Below are 22,645 nucleotides of genomic sequence, written 5' to 3' on the forward strand. Positions count from 1 at the left end.
GAGGAGGGAGAGGGGCTGGCTGGTGCCGGATCCGTCACCCCAGCCACGGTACGACGCTGAGCCCATTTGTCGTCCCCTGGACGACGCCGCGGCCAAATGCCGTCCCCTGTTGCGTGGAGCCGTTTGGTGGGGGGGGGGGGGGCCCCCCCCCCCCCCGCCCCCCCCCCCCCCCCCCCCCCCCCCCCCCGCCCCCCCCCGCCCCCCACCCGCCCCCGGCCCCGGCCCCCCGCCCCCCCCCCCCCCCCCCCCCCGGCGCCGGGCCGCGATCTCGCCCGCGTCGAGCGCGGCCTCCGGCGGCCGGACGTCGAGCAGCCCCAGGTAGGGCACCTCCACGCCGTCCGCGCGCAGCCGCAGCGCCATCTCGAAGGCGACCAGGCCGCCGAAGGAGTAGCCGATCAGGCTGTACGGCCCGGTCGGCTGCACCCGGCGCACCTCCGCCAGGGCGTCGGCCGCCACCTCCTCGATGGCCTTGTGCCGGCCGTCGGCGTCGGTGAGCGGCAGCTGCAGACCCAGCAGCGGCCGGTCGGTCGCCAGCCGCTCGACCAGCCCGTCGTAGAGGTTCAGCTGCCCCCAGGCGTCGGGGACGAAGAACACCGGTCGGCCGTGTCCCTCGCGCAGCACCTGCATCCTCGCGACGTCGGAGGAGCCGGCGGCCGCGACCGCCTCCGCCAGACCCTGCAGGGTGGGCCGCCGGGCGAAGTCCTGCACCGGGACGTCGACGCCGAGGTCCAGCCGCACCCGTCGCAGGAGGCTGAGCGCCTGCCGGGAGGTGCCGCCCAGGTCGGTGAAGTCGTCCTCGGGCTCGGCCCGGCCCACGCCGAGGACCTCGCACCAGAGGGAGGCGAGGTCGCGCACCGCCGGCCCGCCCGCGGCCCCGGCGCGGCCGGTCGCCTCGACCGCCGAGCGGATCAGGTCCAGGCATCCCGGGTTCCGGAGCGCGTCGGTGTTGACGATCGGGTCGCCGTTCACCGCGTCGCGGGCGGCCCGCTCGGAGCGCTTGCCGTTGTGGGTCAGCGGTAGCTCCGCGACGGCGACCACGAGCGAGGGCACGTGCGCCGGCGACGCCTCCCGGCGCAGGGTCCGGCGGATCGTCCGGTCCAGGTCCCCGTCGAGCCGGGCGCCGGGCCGGAGCACGACGAGCAGGACCATGCGGGTGCTGCCGGGCCGGGCGGGGTCGCGCTGCTCGACGGCCATCGCGTCCGCGATCCCGGGCACGCCCTGCAGCACCGTGTAGATCTCGCTGGGCCCGATCCGGATCCCGTCGATGTTCAGGACGCCGTCCGAACGGCCGTGCAGCCGCGCCGATCCGTCGGCATCGAACTCGATCAGGTCGCCGTGGGTCCACATGCCCGGGTGGTCGGCGAAGTAGGAGGCGTGGAAGCGGGCGCCGTCGGGGTCGCCGAGGAAGCCGATCGGCCGGGAGGGGAAGGGCCGGCGGCAGACCAGCTCGCCGACCTCGCCGACGACCTCGTCGCCGTTCTCGTCGACGGCGGCGACGTCCAGGCCGAGGCTGGGGGCCTGGCACCGGCCCCGGCGCACCGGGGCGTCAGGGGAGCCGAGGACGAAGCAGCCGAGGATGTCCGTGCCGCCGGAGATGGACTGCACCGGGACCGGTCCCACGGCGTCGGCGACCCAGTCGAACTGCCAGTCGTGCAGGACCGCGCCGGTCGAGAGCACCGCCCGGAGCCGGGAGAGGTCGACCTGCCCGGCGGGTCGGTAGCCGGCGTCCTGGCACAGCTGCAGGTACGCCGGGCTGGTCCCGAACACGGTGATCCCGTGGTCAGCGACGAGCTGCCACAGCGTCTCCGGGCCCCGTACCGGCCCGTCGTAGAGCACGATGTGCGCCCCGACGGCGAGCGCCGACAGCTGCCAGTTCCACATCATCCAGGCGGTCGTCGTGTGGAAGTACAGCGTGTCCGCGGGGCGCAGGTCGCCGTGCAGACGGTGCTCCTTGACGTGCTCCAGCAGGGTCCCCCCGGTGCCGTGCACCATCGCCTTGGGTGGTCCGGTGGTGCCGGAGGAGAACATCACGAACAGCGGGGCGTCGAACGGGCGGCGCTCCCAGTCGGGGCCGGCGGCCACGTGCGCGCGCAGGTCGGCCAGCCGGGTGGCCGGTACCGCCCCCTCCGGGAGCGGCTGGTCGTCGAGCACGACCACCTGCCGCAGCGTGGGCATCCCGGTGATCAGCGCGTCGACCGCATCGGCGGGCATCCCCGCGCGGTCGACGACCAGGAGCACGGCCGCGACCTGCCGGAAGCGGCCGAGGAGCGCAGCGACGCCCATGTCCGGCGCCGCCGTGGCCACCGCCGCCCCGATGGCCGCACCGCCGAGCACCGTCACGACGGCACCGGCGGTGTTCGGCGCGACGACGACCATGCGCTCGCCCGCCTGCAGCAGACCGGTGAGCGCGCCGGCCGTCTGCTGCACCTCCGCCCGCATCTGGGCCCGGGTGTACTGCTCGGCCGGGCGGTCGGCGTGCACGGCGGTGAGCGCGGGCCGGTCGTCGGCCCCCGGCAGCGGCCGGAGCAGCGCTTCGGCGTAGTTGAGCGAGACGTCGGGGAAGAACCGGGCCGTCTCGACGTCGTCGCCGGTCAGCACGACGTCCGCGGAGCCCGACCACGGCAGGTCCGACCAGGTCAGCACGGTGCGCCAGAAGGCCTCCGGCTGCCGCACGGAGAAGGAGTGCAGCGCGCCGGGGGAGTCCAGCGGGTCGCCGGCCACCTCCTTGCACCGCGTCCGGAACTCGACGAGCTGGGAGCGGCCCCGGTCGGCGCCGGGGCTGGTGGGGGCGATCGTCACCGAGCGGCCTCCGTCTCGTGGGGAACCGCGAGGCTGGCCACCCAGCCGTCGGGCACGGGCACGTCGCGCACCGTCCAGTCGGCCACGGCACCCTCCAGCCGCCCGACGGTCGTCACCGTCCCGGCCGGATCCTCGCGCAGGCCGGTCCCGCGCGCCTTGAGCACTGCTTCCTTCTGGGTCCACGCACGCGTGGCGGCGACCGCCCGCGCCGTCGCCGGCAGCCGTTCGATCGCCCGCCGCTCCGAGTCGTGCAACCAGCTCTCCTCCAGCACGTCGGGTGACCAGGGGGCGACCTCCTGGACGTCGACCCCCACCCGGCACCCGCGGGCGACCGCGACCAGCCCGAGGGAGCCGCTCGCGGAACAGCTCACGTCCAGCTCCGTTCCGACGACGTCGAGGTAGGGCCGCCCGGCAGGCGTCGTCGCGAGCGGGACCAGGTGGGGCGCCGTGCCCAGCTCGTGGGCGAGCGCCGCGCGCAGGGCGGCACGCAGCAGCACCCGCCGCCGGTGCACGGCCGGTGTCCCGCGCCGGGCCCGGGCCAGCTCGTCGTGCGTGAGGGTCGCCGCGCCGCGTGCCAGCTCCGCCGGTCCGGCCGCCAGGTCGACCCGCCGCACCGCGATGTCGGGGGGGCCGGGGGGCGCGGCCACGGGTACGGCGACGCGGGAGGACACGCCGGAATGCTCGCAGCCGACGCCGACCTGCGAATCCCTCGTCGGGGGGAGCCGTCGGCAGCGTGCCGACCCGGCCGGCTTCGTGGCGGGGGTGCGGCCCAGGTCACAACCGGTGTGGGAGTCTCCGGGCGTGCTGATCTCCCGCGCTGCCCGGGCCGGTGCCGCCGTCGCACTGGTCGCCGTCGCCCTGGCCGGCTGCCGGACCGACCCCTCCGTCGCCGCCTACGTGGGGGACGAGCAGATCGCCGTCGGCGAGCTGCAGGCGGCCGTCGACCAGCGGCTGGCCGACGCGGAGGTCGCCGCCGCCGTGGCCGGCCGCGAGCAGGAGCTCACCCGCCGGGTGCTCGGGCTGCTCATCGAGGGCGAGGTGCACGACGCCGCGGCCGAGCGCTACGGCGTGCAGGTCACCGACGCCGAGGTCACCCGCCGGATCGAGGAGCTGCTCGGCAGCGACGACCCCGAGGCGGTCTACGGCCGCCTCGCCGAGCAGGGCATCGCCCGGGCCGACGTGCGCGAGAGCGTGCGCCAGCAACTGGTGCGCCTCGAGCTCGCCGAGGCCGAGGGCGAGGTGGCCGCCCTCGACGAGGCCGCGCTGCGGGCGCGGTACCAGGAGGTCCGCGAGGAGCTCGGCCAGGTCGAGTTCGGCTACGTCACGGTGCCCGACCGGGCCACGGCCGACGCGGTGGCCGCGGAGCTGGCGGACGACCCGGCCGGCTACGCCGAGGTGGCCGACCGCTTCGCCGGGCCGTACACGCTGCCCGCGCTCGACCGCCGGGCGCCCGACGAGCTGCCGCCCGCCCTGGCCGGCCCGCTCGCCGCGGCGGAGCCGGGCACCGCGGTCGCGGTCCCGGTGCCCGAGACCGGGGGGATCGTCGTCGCCTTCCGCGCCGGCACGGTCTACCCCTCGTTCGAGGAGGTCCGGCCACAGCTCGAGGAGGAGGCCGGGGAGGCGGTCGAGGCGGCGGTGCGGCCGCTGCTCGACGAGGTCCGGGCCGACCTCGACCTGACCGTCAACCCGCGCTACGGCGTGGTGGAGGACGGCCGGCTGCTGCCGCCCGGCGACGGCGGGGTCGTCGACATCCTGGGGGACGAGCCGGACGCGGCTTCGGCAGACTGACCCGGTGCCCGTCGCCCTCGCCGTCCGCGTCAGCCCCCGCCTGCCCGGCCTGCTGAGCCCCGCCGGGTGGCGGGCGGTCTCCTCGGGGCGCCCGCTGGCCGCGCTGCCCGGCGCCGCCGGCACCGCCGAGGTGCTGCGCGCCGACGGGCTGGCCGTCACCGACGCCCCCGACGTCGCCGCCGCCGGTGCGCTGGGCGACGACGTCGTGCTGCTGGTCCCGGCCGGGGAACCGGTGCCCGGCGCGGAGGTCGTGGACGGAGCGCCGGAGCCCGCCGGCGCCCGGCTGCTCGACGTCGTCGCGGTGATGGACCGGCTGCGCTCGCCGGGCGGCTGCCCCTGGGACGCCGAGCAGACCCACGCCTCGCTGCGCGGCTACCTGCTGGAGGAGGCGCACGAGGCCTACGACGCGATCGTCGACGACGACCCGGCCGCGATGCGCGAGGAGCTCGGCGACGTCCTGCTGCAGGTCGCCTTCCACTCCCGCGTCGCGGCCGAGGCGGGGGAGGAGCGCCGGTTCGACGTCGACGACGTGGCCGGCGACCTGGTCGACAAGCTGGTCCGCCGGCACCCGCACGTGTTCGGCGACGCCGGGCCGCGCGACGTCGCGCAGGTGGAGGCCGGCTGGGACGAGATCAAGCAGGCGGAGAAGCGGCGGCGCTCGCCGACCGAGGGCGTCTCCCGGTCGCAGCCGGCCGCCTCCTGGGGCGCCGCCCTGGTCCGCCGGGCCGGGCGGGCCGGCCTCGGCACGCCGGCTCCCGCGGAGCTGACCGTCGACAGCCCCGAGGCGCTGGGCGAGCGGCTGCTCGCCGTGGTCGCGGCCGCCGAGGCCCGCGGCTGGGACGCCGAGGACGCGTTGCGCGAGGCGGTCCGCCGCTACGCCGGCGAGCTGGACGCCGAGGCGGAGGAGCGCACCGGGGCCTGATCGGACCGCCGCCGGGGTGGTCGCAGCCCATGGGCCCTGTCGCGCGACCGCGGGCGTCCCCCGGAAGGAGCACCGCACCTGTGCGGCGGGGTGGCCGGGAACGGTACGCGATCCCAGGGGAGCGGGGTCAGCCCGAGCCCGGTCCCCCGGCCAGGACGGGTACCGGCGCAGCCAGTGCCCCGGCGAGTTGGGCCTGGGTGACGTAGCCCTCCGCGACCGCTAGATCACCGAGCCGGGTCCACGCCTCGTCCCTGGTGGCCTGCAAGTCCAGCAGATCCCGCAGCTGAGCACTGGTCAGCAGACCCTGAGCGACGAGCACCTCACCGATCCGCCGGTGACGGACGACCGAGCGCATGTCCGCGAAGTGCACGGCCTCGGCCGTCCGACGTCCGTAGGTGTGCACCAGGGGCAGCGTGCAGATGAGGGCGGTGATGCCCGCCCAGACGTAGAGCGCGGGGTAGTCGTGGTCCAGGAGTCGGCCGCTGACGATCGCGCCGAGCGCTACGGCCAGCCAGAGCAGATGCGGCCGGAAGGTGCGCCACGTGTCGCTGGTCGCGGCGCTGCCCTTGGCGGTGACCACGTAGACGAGAGGGCGGCCGGCCAGCTGGGCGGCCGCGGCTGCGACGAAGACCGGTGCGGTGATCAGGTCCAGCGCCAGGCCGGACAGGCCCCAGGACCTCCGTTCGTGCTCCACCAGGTTGAAGCGGCGCATGCAGAAGACGAAGACCAGCCCCACGAGCAGGTTCGCGCCGAACAGGAGCGACCACTGCAGGACCGGCAGATGGGTCACCGTGACCCCGCCCACCAGGTACAGCGTCGAGAGGGTGATGCCGCCGACCCAGGCGATCGCCGTCGTCGGGTAGTGGCTCTGCAGCGCGAAGAAGGACAACCGCTGCTGCCGGTTCCGCATGCGCGGGAACATGCGTGGGGAGTGGCGGCGCGCGATCTCCCAGATGCCGTACGCCCAGCGCTTCTGCTGGCTGAAGAAGTCCGAGTAGGTGGCCGGCCCCTCGCCCACGGCGACGATGTCCGGCGTGTAGACGCCCTTCCAGGGGCACCCGGTCGCCTCGTTGACCGCGCTGTAGACGGCCATCGAGGTCAGGTGGTCCTCGATGATGCAGTCCTGGTAGCCGCCGATCTGGGCGAATGCCCGGGGTCGGTACAGATGGTTGGTCCCGATTAGCAGCGGGGCGCCATGGCCGTTCCCGCCCCGCTGGGTGATCCCGTGGAAGACATAGGAGAGCTCGGCCGCTCCGCGGGCGACGAAGGACTCCTGCAGGTTGCCGTAGACCTGCGGTGCGACGACGAAGGCGACATCCGGGTCGGAGAAGTACCCCAGGGTGCGCTCGAGGAAGTTCGGGAACGGGACGTGATCGGGGTCCATCTGGGCCACGACGTCGTACATGTGCTCGTACCGGCTGCGCCAGGCGTTGTGGTTGCCGTGCTTGGTCCTGGCGCGGAACGGCCCGCTCGGCTGGTTCCACTCCGGTCGGCCCTTGCGGCTGAAGTGCCGCACGCCCAGCTCTGCACACCGCGCCCGGATCACGGGGTCATCGCCCTCGTCGAGCAGCCACACGTCCAGGTGCCCGTCGTGACGGATCCGGGTCATCGCCCGCAGGGTGGCCATGACCAGCTCCACCGGCTCCTTGCCCGGCACGATGGTGGTCAGCACGGCGACCCGCTGTCCAGGTCGGGCGCGCATGGGGATCGGATCACGGGCCCGTCCCGCGTGGTAGGTGGTCGTCCAGGTGCGCAGCCCGGTGATCAGTTGCAGCACCACCATGACGGCCAGCCCGGCCACGGTCACGGCGTCGACGACGAATCCCGCTCCCAGCCGGGGGAGGTGCTGCGGCAGCAGCAGGTAACAGATCAGCGCGGCCGCGAGCGTGACGTGGAGCCACCCGAGCGCCAGCACACTGCGCCGCTGCCGGGGGGTCAGCGCGTCGCGGTAGCGCACGCGGTCCCCGTCGTCCTGGAGCCCTCCCGCCACCTCCGTCGCGGTGCGGCCGTACAGCCGCCCGGGCTGCCGGCGGTCGGGAACTCCTGGTGGCGGCTCGTGGACCGGATCACTCACCCTCTGGACGTCGGCCGGCGGTGGACGGCGGACAAGCGATCTGCCGCAGAACCCCACCCGGAGGGGTGACCCGCATCCGGGTGCGGGACCGGCCGCATCCCCTCCTCCGGGTGACCGGCACTCCAGGTGCGCCGGGATCCGGTCGATGGGTGAGGGTGCCCATCCGCTCCCCGGCGCCCCGGCGAGCCGTGGCCCATCGCGCCCGCGGCGGCCCCGGACGACTGGTCGTGGCCTGCCTGGCGGTCCTGACCGCGCTGGTCGCCTACGTCGGATCGGCGTCGCCCCGAGCGCATCCGGGAGACTCGTCCGCGGGACTTCCTGCTGCAGGATCCTCTGCGCGCCCGTGGCCGACGCCCTGCTGCGCACGGCCGGCAGCGCCCACGTCCCCCGACTCCGAGGTGTCACCTCCCATGCCCCTGCAGCGTCCGGTCCTCGGGATCTCCGCCGACTCGGTGGCCGACCTCGACCGGTTCATCGCGGCCACCGGTACGCGACCGGAGGTGTTCGACGTCTTCGAGCAGTGGTCCCGCGACCGCCCGCTGGATCGGCGCCTCGCCGACAGCATCGCGGCACGAGGAGCACGCCTCTCCGTCACCTGGGAGCCGTGGGATCCCGACGGTCCCCGCACCGACCAGCCGGACTACACCCTCGCGTCGATCATCGAGGGGGAGCACGACGAGTACATCGACCTGTTCGCGGCCTCCATCGCCGATCTCCCGCACACGGTCACCGTCCGGCTGATGCACGAGATGAACGGGAACTGGTACCCGTGGGCGGTGGGGACGAACGGCAACCAGGTGGACCAGTTCGTGCCGGCGTGGAGGCACGTACGCGACCGGTTCGCGGCGGTCGGGGTCGCCAATGTCGAGTGGCTGTGGGCGCCGAACGCTTCCTACCCCGGGTCGGCGCCCCTGGCCCCGCTCTATCCCGGGGACGTCCACGTCGACAGCGTGGGGGTCAGCAACTACAACTGGGGAGAGCACAGCCACGACGGCTTCGCCACCCACTGGCGCTCCTTCGACGCACTGTTCGACGCCAGCATCGCCGAGCTCCGGTCGATCACAGATCGGCCGTTGTGGATCACCGAGGTGGGCAGCTCCGACCGGGGCGGCAGCAAGGCGGCATGGTTGGCCGCCATGCTGGGAGAGGTCCAGCGGCGGCCGGAGATCGTCGGCGTGGTCTGGTTCCACCACATCGATCGCGGAACCGGTGTCGACTGGCGGATCGCGCCGGAACCGGCTGCAGCAGCCGCCTGGCGCGCCGGGTTCGTCGCCCGCCCGACCGCCGGGTAGGACCGCCCGGGCCTAGCCGTCGGCGGCCTCGGCGTCGGTGTTCCCCGACGGCCCGGACGCGGCTGGTTAGGCTGCCCCCGTGCCGAGCATCGATGCCGTAGGCGCGCGGGAGATCCTCGACTCGCGCGGAAACCCCACCGTGGAGGTCGAGGTCGCCCTCGACGACGGGACGATCGCCCGGGCCGCCGTGCCCAGCGGCGCGTCCACGGGCGCCTTCGAGGCGGTCGAGCTGCGCGACGGGGGTGAGCGGTACGGCGGCAAGGGCGTCACCAAGGCGGTCGACGGCGTCCTCGACGTCATCGGCCCCGAGCTGGTCGGCTACGAGGCGAGCGAGCAGCGGCTGGTCGACCAGCGCCTGCTCGATCTGGACGGCACCCCCGACAAGTCGCGCCTGGGCGCGAACGCCATCCTCGGCGTCAGCCTGGCCGTCGCGCGCGCCGCCGCCGACTCCGCCGGCCTGCCGCTGTTCCGCTACGTCGGCGGGCCCTCGGCCCACCTGCTGCCCGTCCCGATGATGAACATCCTCAACGGTGGCGCCCACGCCGACAGCAACGTCGACGTGCAGGAGTTCATGATCGCCCCCATCGGCGCCGGCACGTTCGCCGAGGCGCTGGCGATGGGCACCGAGACCTACCACGCGCTCAAGGCCGTCCTGAAGAAGGAGGGCCTGTCCACCGGGCTGGGCGACGAGGGCGGCTTCGCGCCGGACCTGTCGAGCAACCGGGCCGCGCTGGACCTGATCACCCGCGCCGTCGAGCAGGCCGGCTACTCCGTGGGCAGCGACATCGTCTTCGCCCTGGACGTCGCCGCCACCGAGTTCCACGCCGACGGCTCCTACGCCTTCGAGGGCAAGCAGCTCTCGGCGGCCGAGATGGCCGAGTACTACACTGGCCTGGTCGACGCCTACCCGATCGTCTCCATCGAGGACCCGCTCGACGAGGAGGACTGGGCGGGCTGGGTGGCCCTCACCCAGGCGCTAGGCGACCGCGTCCAGCTGGTCGGCGACGACCTGTTCGTCACCAACCCGCAGCGGCTGGCCGACGGCATCGCCCGCGGCGCGGCCAACGCGCTCCTGGTGAAGGTGAACCAGATCGGCACGCTCACCGAGACCCTCGACGCGGTCAACCTGGCCCACCGCAGCGGCTACCGCTGCATGATGAGCCACCGATCCGGCGAGACGGAGGACACCACGATCGCCGACCTCGCCGTCGCCACCGACTGCGGGCAGATCAAGACCGGCGCCCCGGCGCGCAGCGAGCGCGTGGCCAAGTACAACCAGCTCCTGCGCATCGAGGAGGAGCTGGACGACGCCGCCCGCTACGCCGGTGCGGCGGCGTTCCCGCGGCTGAACGGCTGAGCCGGGACCGATGAGCAGCGTGCGGGGCCGGCGGGTCGGTGGGGACGGTCCACGTCCGACCGGCCGCGTGCCCCGGGTGCACTCCACCAGGCCGGTGCGCACCGGCCTGCGGTCGACCGCGTCCAGCCGGCCCGGGCAGCGGCGTCCCAACCGCCGCCCGGAGCGGCGCCCGGCCGCGCCGGCCGCGGCCCGGCGCCGGCCACTGTTCACCGGTCGCGCGGTCGTGCTGGTCGGGCTGGTGCTGCTGCTGGCGCTGACCCTGGCCGGCCCGATCCGGCAGTACCTGGCCGGCCAGGCCGAGCTGACCCGGCTGGCCGCGGAGGGGCAGGCGCTCGACCAGCGGGCCGCCGACCTGGCCGGGGAGCTGGAGCGGCAGTCCGACCCGGCCTACGCGCAGCGGCAGGCGCGCGAGCGGCTGTCCTACGTGCTGCCCGGTGACCGGCTGCTGATCGTCGTCGACGGGGAGGCAGTCGAGGGCGACGCCGGCACGCTGGCCGCCGCGGCGGAGCAGCCGGAGCCGCTGTCCTGGTACGAGGGGCTGATGCGCTCGGTGGCCGACGCCGATGCGGGCGACGGGACCGGCGGGACGGGCACGGGAGGGGCGGGGGAGTGAGCGAGCCGATCACGCCGGAGGACCGGGAGGTGGTCGCCCGGCAGCTCGGCCGTCCGCCGCGGGCGCTGGTCGGCGTGGCGCACCGCTGCCCGTGCGGCCAGCCCGACGTGGTGGAGACCGCGCCGCGGCTGGAGGACGGCACCCCGTTCCCGACCCTCTACTACCTGACCTGCCCGCGGGCCTCGGCCGCCGCGAGCCGGCTGGAGTCCACCGGCCGGATGCGGGAGTGGCAGGACGACCTGGCCACCGATCCGGAGCTGGCCGAGGGCTACCGCGCCGCGCACGAGGCCTACCTCGCCACCCGCGACGCCAAGGACGTGCTGCCCACCCGCGCCACCGCCGGCGGCATGCCCTACCGGGTGAAGTGCCTGCACGCCCTCGCCGGGCACGCGCTGGCGGCCGGGCCCGGGGTGAACCCGATCGGCGACCGCGCCGTCGAGGGCATGGGCGAGTGGTGGGCCAAGGGTCCCTGCGCCCGCCCGGAGGGCCCCGGCTCCGAGGCCGGCGCGTGACCCGGGTCGCGGCGATCGACTGCGGCACCAACTCCATCCGGCTGCTGGTGGCCGACGTGCCCGCCGAGGGCGGGCACACCGACCTGCTCCGCCGGATGGAGGTGGTGCGCCTCGGCCAGGGCGTGGACGCCACCGGCCGGCTGGCGCCGGAGGCGATCGAGCGCACCCGCCTGGTGCTCGCCGAGTACGCGGCGGCGGCCCGGGAGCTGGACGCCACCGGCGTCCGGATGGTGGCCACGAGCGCCACCCGGGACGCGGCGAACCGCGCCGACTTCGAGCGGATGGTCCTCGCCACGCTCGGCCGCGCGCCCGACGTGGTGACCGGTCGCGAGGAGGCGGAGCTGTCGTTCCTCGGGGCCACCGGCTCGGTCGCGGCCGCGGCAGCCGCGCACGGCCACCAGGCGCCCCCGCCCCCGTACCTGGTGGTCGACATCGGCGGCGGCTCCACCGAGTTCGTCGTCGGCGACGCCGGCGGCGTGCTCGCCGCCCGCTCGGTGGACATCGGCTGCGTCCGGCTCACCGAGCGGCACCTGCACGACGACCCGCCGACGCCTGCGCAGATCGCCCGCAGCGAGCGGGACATCCGGGCCGCGCTGGCCGAGGTGACCGCCGAGGTACCGGTCGGACGGGCGGCCACGCTGGTCGGGCTGGCCGGCTCGGTGACCACCGTCGCCGCGCTCGCCCTCGACCTGCCCACCTACGACTCCGAGGCGATCCACGGCTCCCGCATCCCGGTCGACGACGTCCGGCGGGTCGCGGCCGGGCTGCTGGCCGCTACCCGGGAACGGCGTGCGGCGTCGCCGGTCATGCACCCCGGGCGGGTCGACGTCATCGGGGCGGGGGCGCTGGTGCTGCGGGTGCTCATGGACGAGTTCGGCCTGCCCGAGGTCACGGTCAGCGAGCACGACATCCTCGACGGCATCGCGCTGCGCCTGGCCCGCCCCCGGGCATAGGAAGCCATGCCCGCAGACGCCGGGGGCTTCCCGGTCACCCGCACGCCGGCGGGCGTGGTCCGCGGCGCCCGGGCGGTCCGCGAGCTCGCCGTCCTCGACGAGCGCATCTCCGGCTGCTACGCCTGCCCCCGGCTGGTCGCGTGGCGCGAGGAGGTCGCGCGGGTCAAGCGGGCCTCGTTCCGCGACCAGGACTACTGGGGCCGCCCGGTGCCCGGGCTCGGCCCGGCCGACGCCCGGATCGCCGTCGTCGGGCTGGCGCCGGCCGCCCACGGCGGCAACCGCACCGGCCGGGTGTTCACCGGCGACCGCAGCGGCGACTGGATCTTCGCCGCGCTCTGGCGCGCGGGGCTGGCGAACCAGCCCACCTCCACGCACCTCGGCGACGGGCTGGAGCTGACCGACGTCCGGGTCGCCGCGGCGGTGCGCTGCGCGCCCCCGGCGAACGCGCCGACGCCGGCGGAGCGGGACACCTGCTCGCCGTGGCTGGCCCGGGAGCTGGAGCTGCTGCCCCGGCTGCGGGTGGTCGTCGTCCTCGGCGGCTTCGGCTGGACGGCGCTGTGGCCGGTGCTCGCCGCCGCCGGGTACGCGCTGCCCCGGCCGCGACCGGCGTTCGGCCACGGCGTCGAGGTGGAGCTGACCGGGCCCCGCGGCCCGCTGACCCTGCTGGGCAGCTACCACGTGAGCCAGCAGAACACCTTCACCGGCAAGCTCACCGAGCCGATGCTCGACGCCGTGCTGTCCCGCGCGACCGAGCTGGCCGCGACCGCCGGCTGAGCGATCAGCCGGCCGCCAGGTGGGCCGCCAGCGCGGTGCCCAGCGCGGTGACCGCGGCGGTGCACTCCCGCACCAGGCCGGCCGAGGCCTGCCCGACGTGCCAGAGCCCGTCGAACCGGCGCAGGTCGACCGGGACCCCGGCGGCGCGGGCCAGCCCGGCGAGGCGCACGGCCTCGTCGAGCAGGATCTCCTCGCTGCCCACCTGCACGACCAGCGGCGGCAGGCCGGCGAGGTCGGCGGCCAGCGGCGCCAGCTCCGCCGAGCGCGGGTCGCGGCCGGGGGCGAAGTCGGCCGCGCAGCGGGCCAGCCACCCCGGCTGGAGCATCGGATCGGTGCGGTCGTCGGGCCGGTCGGCGCCGGAGAGGTCCAGCCACGGCGACACGAGCCCCAGCGCCGCCGGCAGCGGGGCGCCCTCTTCGCGCAGCCGCAGCGCCGCGGTGAGCGTCAGCCAGCCGCCCGCCGAGTCACCGGCCAGCACCGTGCGCCCGGGGGCGGCGACGCGCCCGCGCAGGTCGCGGTAGGCGGCCAGGACGTCGTCGAGCGCCGCGGGGTGGGGGTTCTCGGGCGCCAGCCGGTAGTCCAGCAGGTGCACCGTGGCCCCGGAGGCGGCGGCCAGGTGGGTCGCCAGCGCCCGGTGCGTGGTCATCGAGCCGATGACGAACCCGCCGCCGTGCACGTACAGGATCGCGCCGGTCGACCGCGCCGCTCCGGGCACCAGCACCTCGGTGGACCGGCCGCCGAGCTGCCCGGTGCGCACCTCGACGCCGGGCGCCGGTGGGGTCGGCGCGGTGACCGCGTCCAACCACCGGCGCTGGATCGCCACCGGCACGCGCGGGGAGAGCACCGGCCGGACCAGGGCGCGCACGCCGGCCCGCATCACGGCGGCCGGGAGCTGCGGCGGCCTCACCGGAGACCCCGGCGGGTGCGCGGCGGTGCGGTGCGGGGCGCGACGGTCATCGACGGGGCCTCCGGTGCGGGGACGGGGAGCCCGGTCACCGTACGGACACCCCGGTGCGGGCGTTCCCGACCCCGCTAGCGTGCGCACCGCGCCCCCGTAGCCCAATCGGCAGAGGCAGGCCCCTTAAAAGGGTTCCAGCGTCGGTTCGAACCCGACCGGGGGCACCGCACCGCCCACGCCGGCGTGACGCGGGGCACCCGGGCGGGGGATCTCCCGGCGTCGTGGAACGCTTCGGGCGTGTCGGGCGTTGACCTGACCGAGTGGAGTGCAGGAGGTTGGCTCCACGACCGACGAGTCACCTCGAGGAGATGACGATGGCCAGTAGGAACCCGGCGTTCAGCCGTGGGTTCGGGAACGCGGGCCCCGGCCAGCAGCAGGCCGGCTGGGGCGGCACGTCCCAGTACGGCGCCCCCCAGTACGGGGCCCCGACGCAGTACGGCGCCCCGGCGCCGCAGCAGGACGCGTACACCGCGCCGTCCCCGTACGGGACGACCGCCGACACGCGCTACATGACGATGGACGACGTCGTCACCAAGACGGGCATGGCGTTCCTGGTCACCGTCCTCTCCGCCGCCGCCACCTGGGCCATGCCCGGTCAGGCCGCGTGGGGGCTGGCGATCCCGGCCGTCCTGGTCGCCTTCGTGCTCGGCCTGGTGATCGCCTTCAAGCAGATCGCCAACCCGGCCGCGACGCTGGCCTACGGCGTGCTCTACGGCGTCGCCCTGGGCGCGATCAGCGAGGCGTTCAACGACGTCTACCCGGGCATCGTGATGCAGGCGCTGATCGGCACCTTCGGTGTCTTCGCCGGCATGCTGGTGGTCTACAAGACCGGCGCCATCCGGGTCACGCCCAAGCTCACCCGTTGGGTCCTGGCCGCCGGCATCGGTGTCCTGGTCCTGATGGTGGCCAACTTCGTGGCCGCCTGGATCGGTGGCGGCGACGGCCTGGGCCTGCGCTCCGGTGGCCCGCTGGCGATCGGCTTCAGCCTGCTGGTGATCGGTGTGGCGGCGTTCTTCCTGCTGCTCGACTTCGACATGGCCGACGAGGCCATCCGTCGCGGGGCGCCGGCCAAGTTCGCCTGGTACATCGCCTTCGGTCTGCTCGTGACCGTCATCTGGCTGTACATCGAGATCCTGCGCCTGCTCAGCTACCTCCAGGACGACTGACCTCGTCCCGCACACGACAGTGGCCCGGTCCCCGCGAGGGGGCCGGGCCACTGTCGTGTCAGGGGGCTACCTCAGGAGAGGCGCTCCAGCACCATGGCCATGCCCATGCCGCCGCCGACGCACATGGTCTCCAGGCCGAAGGTCTTGTCCTTCGTCTGCAGGCCGTTGATCAGCGTGCCGGTGATCCGGGCGCCGGTGCTGCCGAAGGGGTGCCCGACGGCGATGGCGCCACCGTGCACGTTCAGCTTGTCGATGGGTATGTTCAGGTCGCGGTAGCTGGGGATGACCTGCGCGGCGAACGCCTCGTTGATCTCGACGAGGTCGATGTCGTCGATGGTCATGCCGGCCCGCTTGAGGGCCAGGCGGGACGCGTCGACCGGGCCGTAGCCCATGATCTCCGGCGAGAGGCCGGTGACCGCGGTCGAGACGACGCGGGCCAGCGGGGTGAGGCCCAGTTCGGCGGCCTTGGTGTCGCTCATGACGACCACGGCCGAGGCGCCGTCGTTGAGCGGGCAGGCGTTGCCGGCGGTGACCCGGCCGTCGGGGCGGAAGACCGGCTTGAGGCCGGAGATGCCCTCGAGCGTGGTTCCCGGCCGCGGGCCGTCGTCCGTGGTGACGACGGTGCCGTCGGGCGTGGTGATCGGGACGATCTCCCGCTCCCAGAAGCCGTTGTTGATCGACTCCTCGGCGAGGTTCTGGCTGCGGACGGCGAACTCGTCCATCTCCTCGCGGGTGACGCCCTTGAGCAGCGCCAGGTTCTCGGCGGTCTGCCCCATCGCGATGTAGACGTCGGGGAGGTCGCCGTTCTCCCGCGGGTCGGTCCAGGAGTCGGCGCCGCTCTCGGCCACCTTGGCCACGCGGCCCTCGGCGTCGGCGAACACCGGGTTCTTCGTGTCGGGGATCGCGTCGCTGTTCCCCTTCACGAACCGGGAGACGGTCTCCACACCGGCGGAGATGAACACGTCGCCCTCGCCGGCCTTGATGGCGTGCAACGCCATCCGGGTGGTCTGCAGCGACGAGGAGCAGTAGCGGGTGATCGTCGTGCCGGGCAGGTGGTCCATGCCCAGCAGCACGCTGACGACGCGGCCCATGTTGTAGCCCTGCTCGCCGCCGGGGAGACCGCAGCCGAGCATCAGGTCGTCGATGTCGGTGGGGTCCAGGGCGGGCACCTTGTCGAGGGCGGCGCGGACGACGGCGGCGGCCAGGTCGTCGGGCCGCATGTCCTTGAGCGAGCCCTTGAAGGCGCGGCCGATGGGTGAGCGCGCGGTCGCCACGATGACGGCTTCGGGCATGGGAGCCTCCACGATGAGGGGGGTCCGGACGCGGATCGCCGGACGTCGGTCACCCCGAAAACTACCCCCGCCGCACGGCGGGAACTCCCGCCGTGCGCGACGAGGGCCCCGGTGTGGCCCGGGTCACGCGGTCAGCCGGCGACCGGGTCCGTCTCCGCCTCGGCGGGCTCGGCCTGCTCAGGTGTCCGCACCGCCGTCGGGCGGCGGCGGCGCAGCAGCGCCCACGGGCCGCGGGGACCGGTCTCGGAGCCGGCCACCTCGGTCGCCTGGACCTCGGTGCCGGGACGGTTCGCGGCCCGGGCCGCGGCGCGGGCGACCGGCCGCACGGTGTCGCGGCGCAGCGAGCGGAGTCCCCGGTCGGCGCGGGCCGGCCACACGCCGAGCGCGTCGGCGACCGACGGGAGCAGGACCGCCGCCGCGGCGGCGTAGCCGGCGCCGCTGGGGTGGAACTCGTCCACGCTGAACATGGTCCGGTCGGAGGCGAAGGCGGGACCGAGGAGCGAGCCGAGGGAGACGGTGCGCCCGCCGGCCTCGACGACGGCGATGGTCTGCGCGGCGGCCATCTGCCGGCTCCACCGGCGGGCCAGCGTGCGCAGCGGCTGGGCGATCGGCCGGATGGTGCCGAGGTCGGGGCAGGTGCCGACGACGACCTCGCAGCCGGCCGCGGTCAGCCGGCGGACGGCGTCGGTCAGGTGACCCACCGAGACCGCGGTCGAGGTCCGGGCGGTCACGTCGTTGGCGCCGATCATGATGACCGCGACCGTCGGCTTCTCGGCCAGCGCGCGGTCGACCTGCACCTCGAGGTCTGCCGCGCGGGCACCCGACTTCGCCAGGCGGACCAGCCGGACCGGCCGCTCGGCCAGCTCGGCCAGGCCCGCGGCGACGAGCACGCCCGGGGTCTCGGCGGCGCGCTGCACGCCGAGCCCGACGGCGCTGGAGTCGCCGAGCACGGTGAGCACGATCGGCTCGCCGCGGCCCCGCCCGTAGACGCCGTCGCCCGACGGCGGGTCCCCCTCGTGCCGACGGGACTCGACCCGGCGTCGGGCGGACCGGGCCTCCTCGCGGAGCAGGGCGACCAGGGCGGCGCCGGCGATGCCGACCCCGCCGCCGCCGTACGCGGCACCCGTGGCGAGTCGTCGGGCCGTGTCCGTGCGCGTCATGGTCCCTCCGTCCCTGGTCGGTGCCTGCGTCGTCGGATCACCACCGACGTTATCGGCCGCCTACGGTGCAACCTGTGCCCCCATCCCTCCCTGGTATGACCCCGTCCCCGGACCCCGACGACCGCACGCGGCAGATCGTCGGCGTCCTGGTCGAGGCGTTCGGCGAGCTGATGAACGCCGATGCCGACGCCTTCCGCACCAAGTTCCGGAAGATGGCGGCCGATCCGTTCGCCTTCTACCGGGGCAGTGCGCCCCTGTTCTACGCGGACATGGCGACGGCCGAGGACCGGTGGTGCGACGAGCGCACGTCGCGCGTGTGGATCCAGGGTGACCTGCACGCGGAGAACTTCGGCACCTACATGGACAGCGCCGGCCGGATCGTCTTCGACGTCAACGACTTCGACGAGGCCTACCTCGGGCACGTCAGCTGGGACCTCCGCCGCTTCTGCGCCAGCTTCGCGCTGCTGGCCTGGCGCAAGGCGCTCGGTGACGACGTCATCGGCGAGCTGCTGGGCGGCTACCTGCGGGCCTACCTCGACCAGGTCGAGGCGTTCACCCGCTCCGACGAGGACCGCTCCTTCGCGCTGCGGGCCGACAACACCGAGGGGGTGGTGCGCGAGGTCATCTTCGAGACCACCACCCGCACCCGGCTCGGGCTGCTGGAGCGCATGACCGTGATCGAGGGCTACGAGCGGCGGTTCGTCGACCGGCCGCGCAACCGCCGGCTGGGCGACGACGAGCGGGAGCGGGTGCTGGCCGCCCTGGAGCGCTACCGGGAGACCGTGCCCAAGGGCCAGCGGCGCCGGGAGGTCACCTACGACGTGAAGGACGTCATCGGCACCGGCGGGTTCGGCATCGGCAGCGCGGGGCTGCCGGCCTACAACGTGCTGCTGGAGGGCTACGACCAGGCGCTGGAGAACGACGTCGTCCTGTCGCTGAAGCAGGGCAACGTGCCGGCGCCCAGCCGGGTGGTCACCGATCCGGAGATCCGGGCGTACTTCGAGAACGAGGGGCACCGGACGGCGCTGAGCCAGCGCGCGCTGCAGGCGAACACCTCCCAGTTCCTGGGCTACACCGAGATCGACGGCCGCGGGTTCGTCGTCGCCGAGCTCTCGCCCTACGAGCTCGACCTGGACTGGGAGGACCTCACCGAGCCGGAGGAGATCGCCCCGGTGCTGGCCCAGCTCGGCCGGGCCACCGCGAAGCTGCACTGCGTCGGCGACGCCGACAGCGACCACGCGCTGGTGCCGTTCCAGACCGAGGAGGCGATCTCCGCCATGGTCGGGGACCGCCGGGAGGAGTTCGTCGCCGACCTGGTCGAGTTCGCGCACTCCTACGCGCGCCGCACCCAGGAGGACCACCGGCTGTTCGTCAACGCCTTCCGCGCGGGAATCATCCCGGGGATCAGCTCCAGCGGCTCGCACCCGCTGCCGGCGGACCGGCGCGCCGAGTGAGCAGTTGAGGCCGCCGACACGCATCGGCGCGCCGGCTTGAGCGACCACAACTGCTCACTCGGCTCCTCAGCGGGCGCGGCGGCCGCGGCGGGTCCGCAGGTAGTCCGCGACGACGTACTCGCCCAGCCGCTCGGTGTCGGGCTGGAAGACCCGCCCGCCCGCGCGCTGGGTCAGGTCGTGGACGAAGTGGATCAGCCCCGGGTCGGGATCCAGGGCGAAGACGTTCACCGTGGCGCCCGAGCGCGCGACCCGCTCGACCTCGGCGACGGTGCGGGTGATCGTCTCGGGCATCGGCGGCCAGCAGAAGAACGGCGTCCCGTCGTCCTCCAGGTGGGCGGTGGGCTCCCCGTCGGTGACCACCAGGACCACCGGCTCGGCGTCCCGGTGGTGGGCGAGGAAGCGGCGGGCGAGCATCAGGCCGTGCTGCAGGTTCGTGCCCTGCAGCGTGTCCACCGACAGCTCGGCGAGCGTCTCCGGCCGCAGCACCTGGGCGGTGGAGGAGAAGCCGATGATCTCGATCGCGTCCTGCGGGAAGCGGGTGGTCACCAGCGAGTGCAGCGCCATCGCCGTCGACTTGGCCGCGCCCCAGGTGCCGCGCAGCGCCATGGAGTAGGAGAGGTCGACCAGCAGCGCGACGGCGGCGCCGGTGCGCCGCTCGGTCTCCACCACCTCGAAGTCGTCGACCGCGATGCGCACGTGCCGGTCGCCGTCCCCGCGGGGTTCGTGCGCCGTCCGCAGCACGGCGTTCTTGACCGTTCGGATGACGTCCAGCGGCTGCTCGTCGCCGAACCGCCACTCCCGGGAGCTGCCGGTGAGCTCGCCCGCCGCACCGGCGTCGGCGACGTCGTGCTCCCCGCGACCGGTGGCGTCCAGCTGGGCGAACACCCGGCGCAGCGCGGTGGCACCGAGCCGGCGGACGGCCTTGGGGGAGAGCTCGAGGGTGCCGCCGGAGCGGTTCAGGTAGCCCTGCCGCTCCAGCTCGCGCTCGAGCTGGCGGAGTGCGGCGAGGTCGTCGGCGGCGGAGCGGCCGAGCGCGCGCTGCAGCAGCTCCTCGTCGACGTCGGCCAGCGAGGCGCCGGCGTAGCCCTGCGAGAGCTGGTTCGACAGCGCCTCCAGGTCGGCCAGCTCGGCGACGGCGCTGGTGGCGTCGCCCATGCCGAGGGGCTGCTCGCCGTCGGGCACCTGACCGCGCTGCCCCCAGGGCAGGTCGGGGCGGGCCTGGCGCAGCGCGTCGGACAGGTGGGCCATCTCGCTGGCCAGCCCCATGTCCTCCATCGTCTGCGCCATCAGCTCGGAGAGCTCGGCGCGCTGCTCGGGGGAGAGGCCGGCCATCATCCGTTCCTGCGCGGCCGCCCGGCGGGCCAGGGAGTCGATCAGCTCCTCCACCGACTGCGGGTCGTCGGGGAAGAACTGCCCGTGCTTCGCCATGAAGTCGGCGAACTGCTGGTCGGTGTCCTCGCCGCGGTTGTGCGCGTCGACCAGCCGGGACAGGTCCGCGACCATGTCCTTGACCGCCTGCATGTCCTGCTCGCCGGCGTTCTGCAGCGCCTGCTTCATCGAGGCGAAGGAGCTGTCGAGGACCTCGCGGCGCAGCAGGTCCTGGATCTGCTCGTAGGCCTGCCGCCCCTCCGCCGAGCGCCACGACCAGTCCTTGAGCGCGCGGACCGCCCCGGAGGTGTCCTCCGGCAGCGCGTCGAGCTCGGCCTCGGCCAGCCGCGCGGCGTCGTCGGGGTCGGGGAACAGCTCCCGGCGCTCGGCCTCGACCGCCCGCTCGAGCAGCTCGCGGACCTCTTCGAGGGTGCCGTCCATCCGTCCGGCGGTGCGCGCCTTGCGCAGCCGGTCGCGCACCGCGCGACGCAGCTCGTCCAGCCCCCGCCGGCCCTCGGTGCCGCGGCGGAGCAGCTCGCGGAGCGCCTCGCGCACCCCGCTGCCGCCGAGCACCGAGTCACCGATCTCGTCGACGGCGTTGCCGAGGTCGTACGGCGGGGCCAGCGGGTCGGGACCGCCCCGCCAGGCCCCGTACCGGTGTCCCCGCGGACGGCGCGTGCTCACGTCAGGCCCCGTAGACGGTGCGGCCGCCGTCGGTGTCCTTGGCCAGCCGCCGGGTCAGGTAGAGCCCTTCGAGCGCGAACTCCACGGCCGCCGCGGCCTGCTCGGCGGACTGGTCTCCCTCGGGCACCCCGAGCCGGCCGAGCAGCTCGGCCAGCTTCGGGATCGTGCCCAGCTGACCCAGCAGCGCCGGTGCCGGCACGAGGTCCCCGGACTCGACGGTCTCCCCGCCGGTGAAGTGCTCCTGCAGCCCGGTGAGGTCCAGTCCGGCGCAGCGGGCGCGGAAGGTCTGCGCGGTGGCCTGGCGCAGCAGGTGCTCCAGGATCTCCAGCTCGCGGTCGTCGTCGGGGTCGGAGCCCGCGTCGGCGAACTCCACCTTGCCGCGGCTGGCCGGGACGATGCTCGGCAGGTCCACGACCCGGGCCACCGGCCGGGTCTCCCCGGCCACGGCGGCCCGGCGGACGGCGGAGGCGGCGACCGTCTCCAGGCCCGCGATGGCGAACCGCGCGCTGACGCCGGAGCGCTGGTCGACGTGGCTGGACTCGCGGACCAGCCGGGTGAACCGGGCGACGATCTCGACCAGGTGGTGGGGGACGACGGGCTGCGCCAGGTGGTCGGCGCCGAACGCCGTCGGCCAGCTGAGCGCGGCCTCCTGCTCCAGCAGCCGGATCTCGTCGGCGAGCTCGATCGGGTAGTGGGTGCGCACCTCGGCACCGAACCGGTCCTTGAGCGGGGTGATGATCCGCCCGCGGTTCGTGTAGTCCTCGGGGTTGGCGCTGGCGACCAGCAGCAGGTCCAGCGGCAGCCGCACCCGGTAGCCGCGGATCTGGATGTCGCGCTCCTCCAGGACGTTGAGCAGCGCGACCTGGATCCGCTCGGCCAGGTCGGGCAGCTCGTTGACGCTGAAGATGCCGCGGTTGGTGCGGGGGACCAGGCCGTAGTGGACGGTCTCCGGGTCGCCGAGCGTGCGGCCCTCGGCGACCTTGATCGGGTCGACGTCGCCGATCAGGTCACCGACGCTGGTGTCCGGCGTCGCCAGCTTCTCGCCGAACCGCTCGCTGCGGTGCAGCCAGCCGACCGGGGTGGCGTCGCCGTGCTCGGCGATCTGCCGGTGCGCCCAGACGCTGATCGGAGCCAGCGGGTGCTCGTTGAGCTCGCTGCCGACCAGCACCGGGGTCCACTCGTCGAGCAGGCCGACCAGGGTGCGGATCAGCCGGGTCTTGCCCTGGCCGCGCTCGCCGAGCAGGACCAGGTCGTGGCCGGCGATCAGCGCCCGCTCGATCTCCGGCAGGACCGTGTCCTCGAAGCCGACGATGCCGGGCAGGGTGGGCTCGCCGGCGGCGAGGCGGGCGAGCAGGTTGGCGCGCATCTCCGCCTTGACCGGGCGGAAGGTGGCGCCGGTCGCGCGGAGCTCGCCGAGCGTCGTGGAGGAGGGAGAGGGGCTGGCTGGTGCCGGATCCGTCACCCCAGCCACGGTACGAC

At 74.9% G+C, this 22,645-nt stretch carries 18 protein-coding genes and 1 tRNA gene; 11 read left to right on the top strand and 8 right to left on the bottom strand.

Going from position 1 to position 22,645, the window contains the following annotated elements:
• Window positions 1-2,799 (bottom strand): acetoacetate--CoA ligase (locus ACI790_RS02135; protein WP_456568136.1); only part of this gene is annotated, 2,799 nt, incomplete at its 3' end.
• Window positions 2,796-3,470 (bottom strand): 4'-phosphopantetheinyl transferase family protein, encoded by a 675-nt coding sequence (locus ACI790_RS02140; protein ID WP_456568137.1) that lies wholly within the window; start codon window positions 3,468-3,470, stop codon window positions 2,796-2,798. The genes ACI790_RS02135 and ACI790_RS02140, both read right to left, overlap by 4 nt.
• Before the next feature lie 130 nt (window positions 3,471-3,600).
• Here ACI790_RS02140 and ACI790_RS02145 point away from each other — a divergent pair, with 130 nt between their 5' ends.
• A complete protein-coding gene (locus tag ACI790_RS02145) occupies window positions 3,601-4,587 on the top strand; it encodes a SurA N-terminal domain-containing protein (RefSeq protein ID WP_456568138.1) in 987 nt (328 codons plus the stop codon).
• A 4-nt stretch (window positions 4,588-4,591) separates the two neighbouring features.
• The gene (locus tag ACI790_RS02150; RefSeq protein WP_456568139.1) at window positions 4,592-5,509 is read left to right on the top strand and encodes a MazG family protein; all 918 of its coding nucleotides are present in this window, start codon (window positions 4,592-4,594) and stop codon (window positions 5,507-5,509) included.
• 127 nt (window positions 5,510-5,636) lie between these two features.
• Here ACI790_RS02150 and ACI790_RS02155 read toward each other — a convergent pair whose 3' ends face one another.
• The gene (locus ACI790_RS02155; RefSeq protein WP_456568140.1) at window positions 5,637-7,583 is read right to left on the bottom strand and encodes a glycosyltransferase family 2 protein; all 1,947 of its coding nucleotides are present in this window, start codon (window positions 7,581-7,583) and stop codon (window positions 5,637-5,639) included.
• Between the two features lie 410 nt (window positions 7,584-7,993).
• Here ACI790_RS02155 and ACI790_RS02160 point away from each other — a divergent pair, with 410 nt between their 5' ends.
• The 6 genes from ACI790_RS02160 to ACI790_RS02185 all read left to right on the top strand — a co-directional run bounded on the left by ACI790_RS02160 (window position 7,994) and on the right by ACI790_RS02185 (window position 13,084).
• The gene (locus tag ACI790_RS02160) at window positions 7,994-8,875 is read left to right on the top strand and encodes a glycoside hydrolase family 26 protein (RefSeq protein WP_456568141.1); all 882 of its coding nucleotides are present in this window, start codon (window positions 7,994-7,996) and stop codon (window positions 8,873-8,875) included.
• 79 nt (window positions 8,876-8,954) lie between these two features.
• Window positions 8,955-10,232: a phosphopyruvate hydratase gene (eno, locus tag ACI790_RS02165; RefSeq protein ID WP_456568142.1), complete on the top strand. Its 1,278-nt coding sequence runs from the start codon at window positions 8,955-8,957 to the stop codon at window positions 10,230-10,232.
• A gap of 76 nt (window positions 10,233-10,308) precedes the next feature.
• Window positions 10,309-10,845, top strand: coding sequence for a septum formation initiator family protein (locus tag ACI790_RS02170; RefSeq protein ID WP_456568143.1), 537 nt, complete (start codon window positions 10,309-10,311; stop codon window positions 10,843-10,845).
• Window positions 10,842-11,357: a DUF501 domain-containing protein gene (locus ACI790_RS02175; protein ID WP_456568144.1), complete on the top strand. Its 516-nt coding sequence runs from the start codon at window positions 10,842-10,844 to the stop codon at window positions 11,355-11,357. Before ACI790_RS02170 ends, ACI790_RS02175 begins: the two co-directional genes overlap by 4 nt.
• The gene (locus tag ACI790_RS02180) at window positions 11,354-12,310 is read left to right on the top strand and encodes a Ppx/GppA phosphatase family protein (RefSeq protein WP_456568145.1); all 957 of its coding nucleotides are present in this window, start codon (window positions 11,354-11,356) and stop codon (window positions 12,308-12,310) included. The genes ACI790_RS02175 and ACI790_RS02180 overlap by 4 nt, the downstream gene beginning before the upstream one ends.
• Before the next feature lie 6 nt (window positions 12,311-12,316).
• Entirely contained in the window at window positions 12,317-13,084 is a 768-nt protein-coding gene (locus tag ACI790_RS02185; protein ID WP_456568146.1) for a uracil-DNA glycosylase, read from the top strand.
• 4 nt (window positions 13,085-13,088) lie between these two features.
• Here ACI790_RS02185 and ACI790_RS02190 read toward each other — a convergent pair whose 3' ends face one another.
• On the bottom strand, window positions 13,089-13,991 hold the full coding sequence (locus ACI790_RS02190) for an alpha/beta hydrolase (protein WP_456568147.1): 903 nt from the start codon (window positions 13,989-13,991) through the stop codon (window positions 13,089-13,091).
• Window positions 13,992-14,132: 141 nt separating this feature from the next.
• On the opposite strand from ACI790_RS02190, the gene ACI790_RS02195 reads away from it, so the two are divergent.
• Together ACI790_RS02195 and ACI790_RS02200 are read left to right on the top strand one after the other, a co-directional pair.
• A tRNA-Leu gene (locus ACI790_RS02195) sits at window positions 14,133-14,206 on the top strand.
• A gap of 150 nt (window positions 14,207-14,356) precedes the next feature.
• Window positions 14,357-15,208, top strand: a complete 852-nt coding sequence (locus ACI790_RS02200; protein WP_456568148.1) for a Bax inhibitor-1/YccA family protein — start codon at window positions 14,357-14,359, stop codon at window positions 15,206-15,208.
• A 71-nt stretch (window positions 15,209-15,279) separates the two neighbouring features.
• On the opposite strand, the gene ACI790_RS02205 is transcribed toward ACI790_RS02200, so the two are convergent.
• Window positions 15,280-16,500 (bottom strand): acetyl-CoA C-acetyltransferase, encoded by a 1,221-nt coding sequence (locus ACI790_RS02205; RefSeq protein WP_456568149.1) that lies wholly within the window; start codon window positions 16,498-16,500, stop codon window positions 15,280-15,282.
• Window positions 16,501-16,631: 131 nt separating this feature from the next.
• Window positions 16,632-17,660: an SGNH/GDSL hydrolase family protein gene (locus tag ACI790_RS02210; protein WP_456568150.1), complete on the bottom strand. Its 1,029-nt coding sequence runs from the start codon at window positions 17,658-17,660 to the stop codon at window positions 16,632-16,634.
• Between the two features lie 95 nt (window positions 17,661-17,755).
• On the opposite strand from ACI790_RS02210, the gene ACI790_RS02215 reads away from it, so the two are divergent.
• Window positions 17,756-19,114: a DUF2252 domain-containing protein gene (locus tag ACI790_RS02215; protein ID WP_456568151.1), complete on the top strand. Its 1,359-nt coding sequence runs from the start codon at window positions 17,756-17,758 to the stop codon at window positions 19,112-19,114.
• 66 nt (window positions 19,115-19,180) lie between these two features.
• On the opposite strand, the gene ACI790_RS02220 is transcribed toward ACI790_RS02215, so the two are convergent.
• Complete coding sequence (locus ACI790_RS02220) at window positions 19,181-21,166, bottom strand: VWA domain-containing protein (RefSeq protein WP_456568152.1); 1,986 nt, start codon at window positions 21,164-21,166, stop codon at window positions 19,181-19,183.
• A gap of 1 nt (window position 21,167) precedes the next feature.
• Complete coding sequence (locus tag ACI790_RS02225; RefSeq protein ID WP_456568153.1) at window positions 21,168-22,628, bottom strand: sigma 54-interacting transcriptional regulator; 1,461 nt, start codon at window positions 22,626-22,628, stop codon at window positions 21,168-21,170.
• Window positions 22,629-22,645 lie beyond the last annotated feature (17 nt).

It is taken from the genome of Blastococcus sp. SYSU DS0539 (assembly GCF_054050855.1).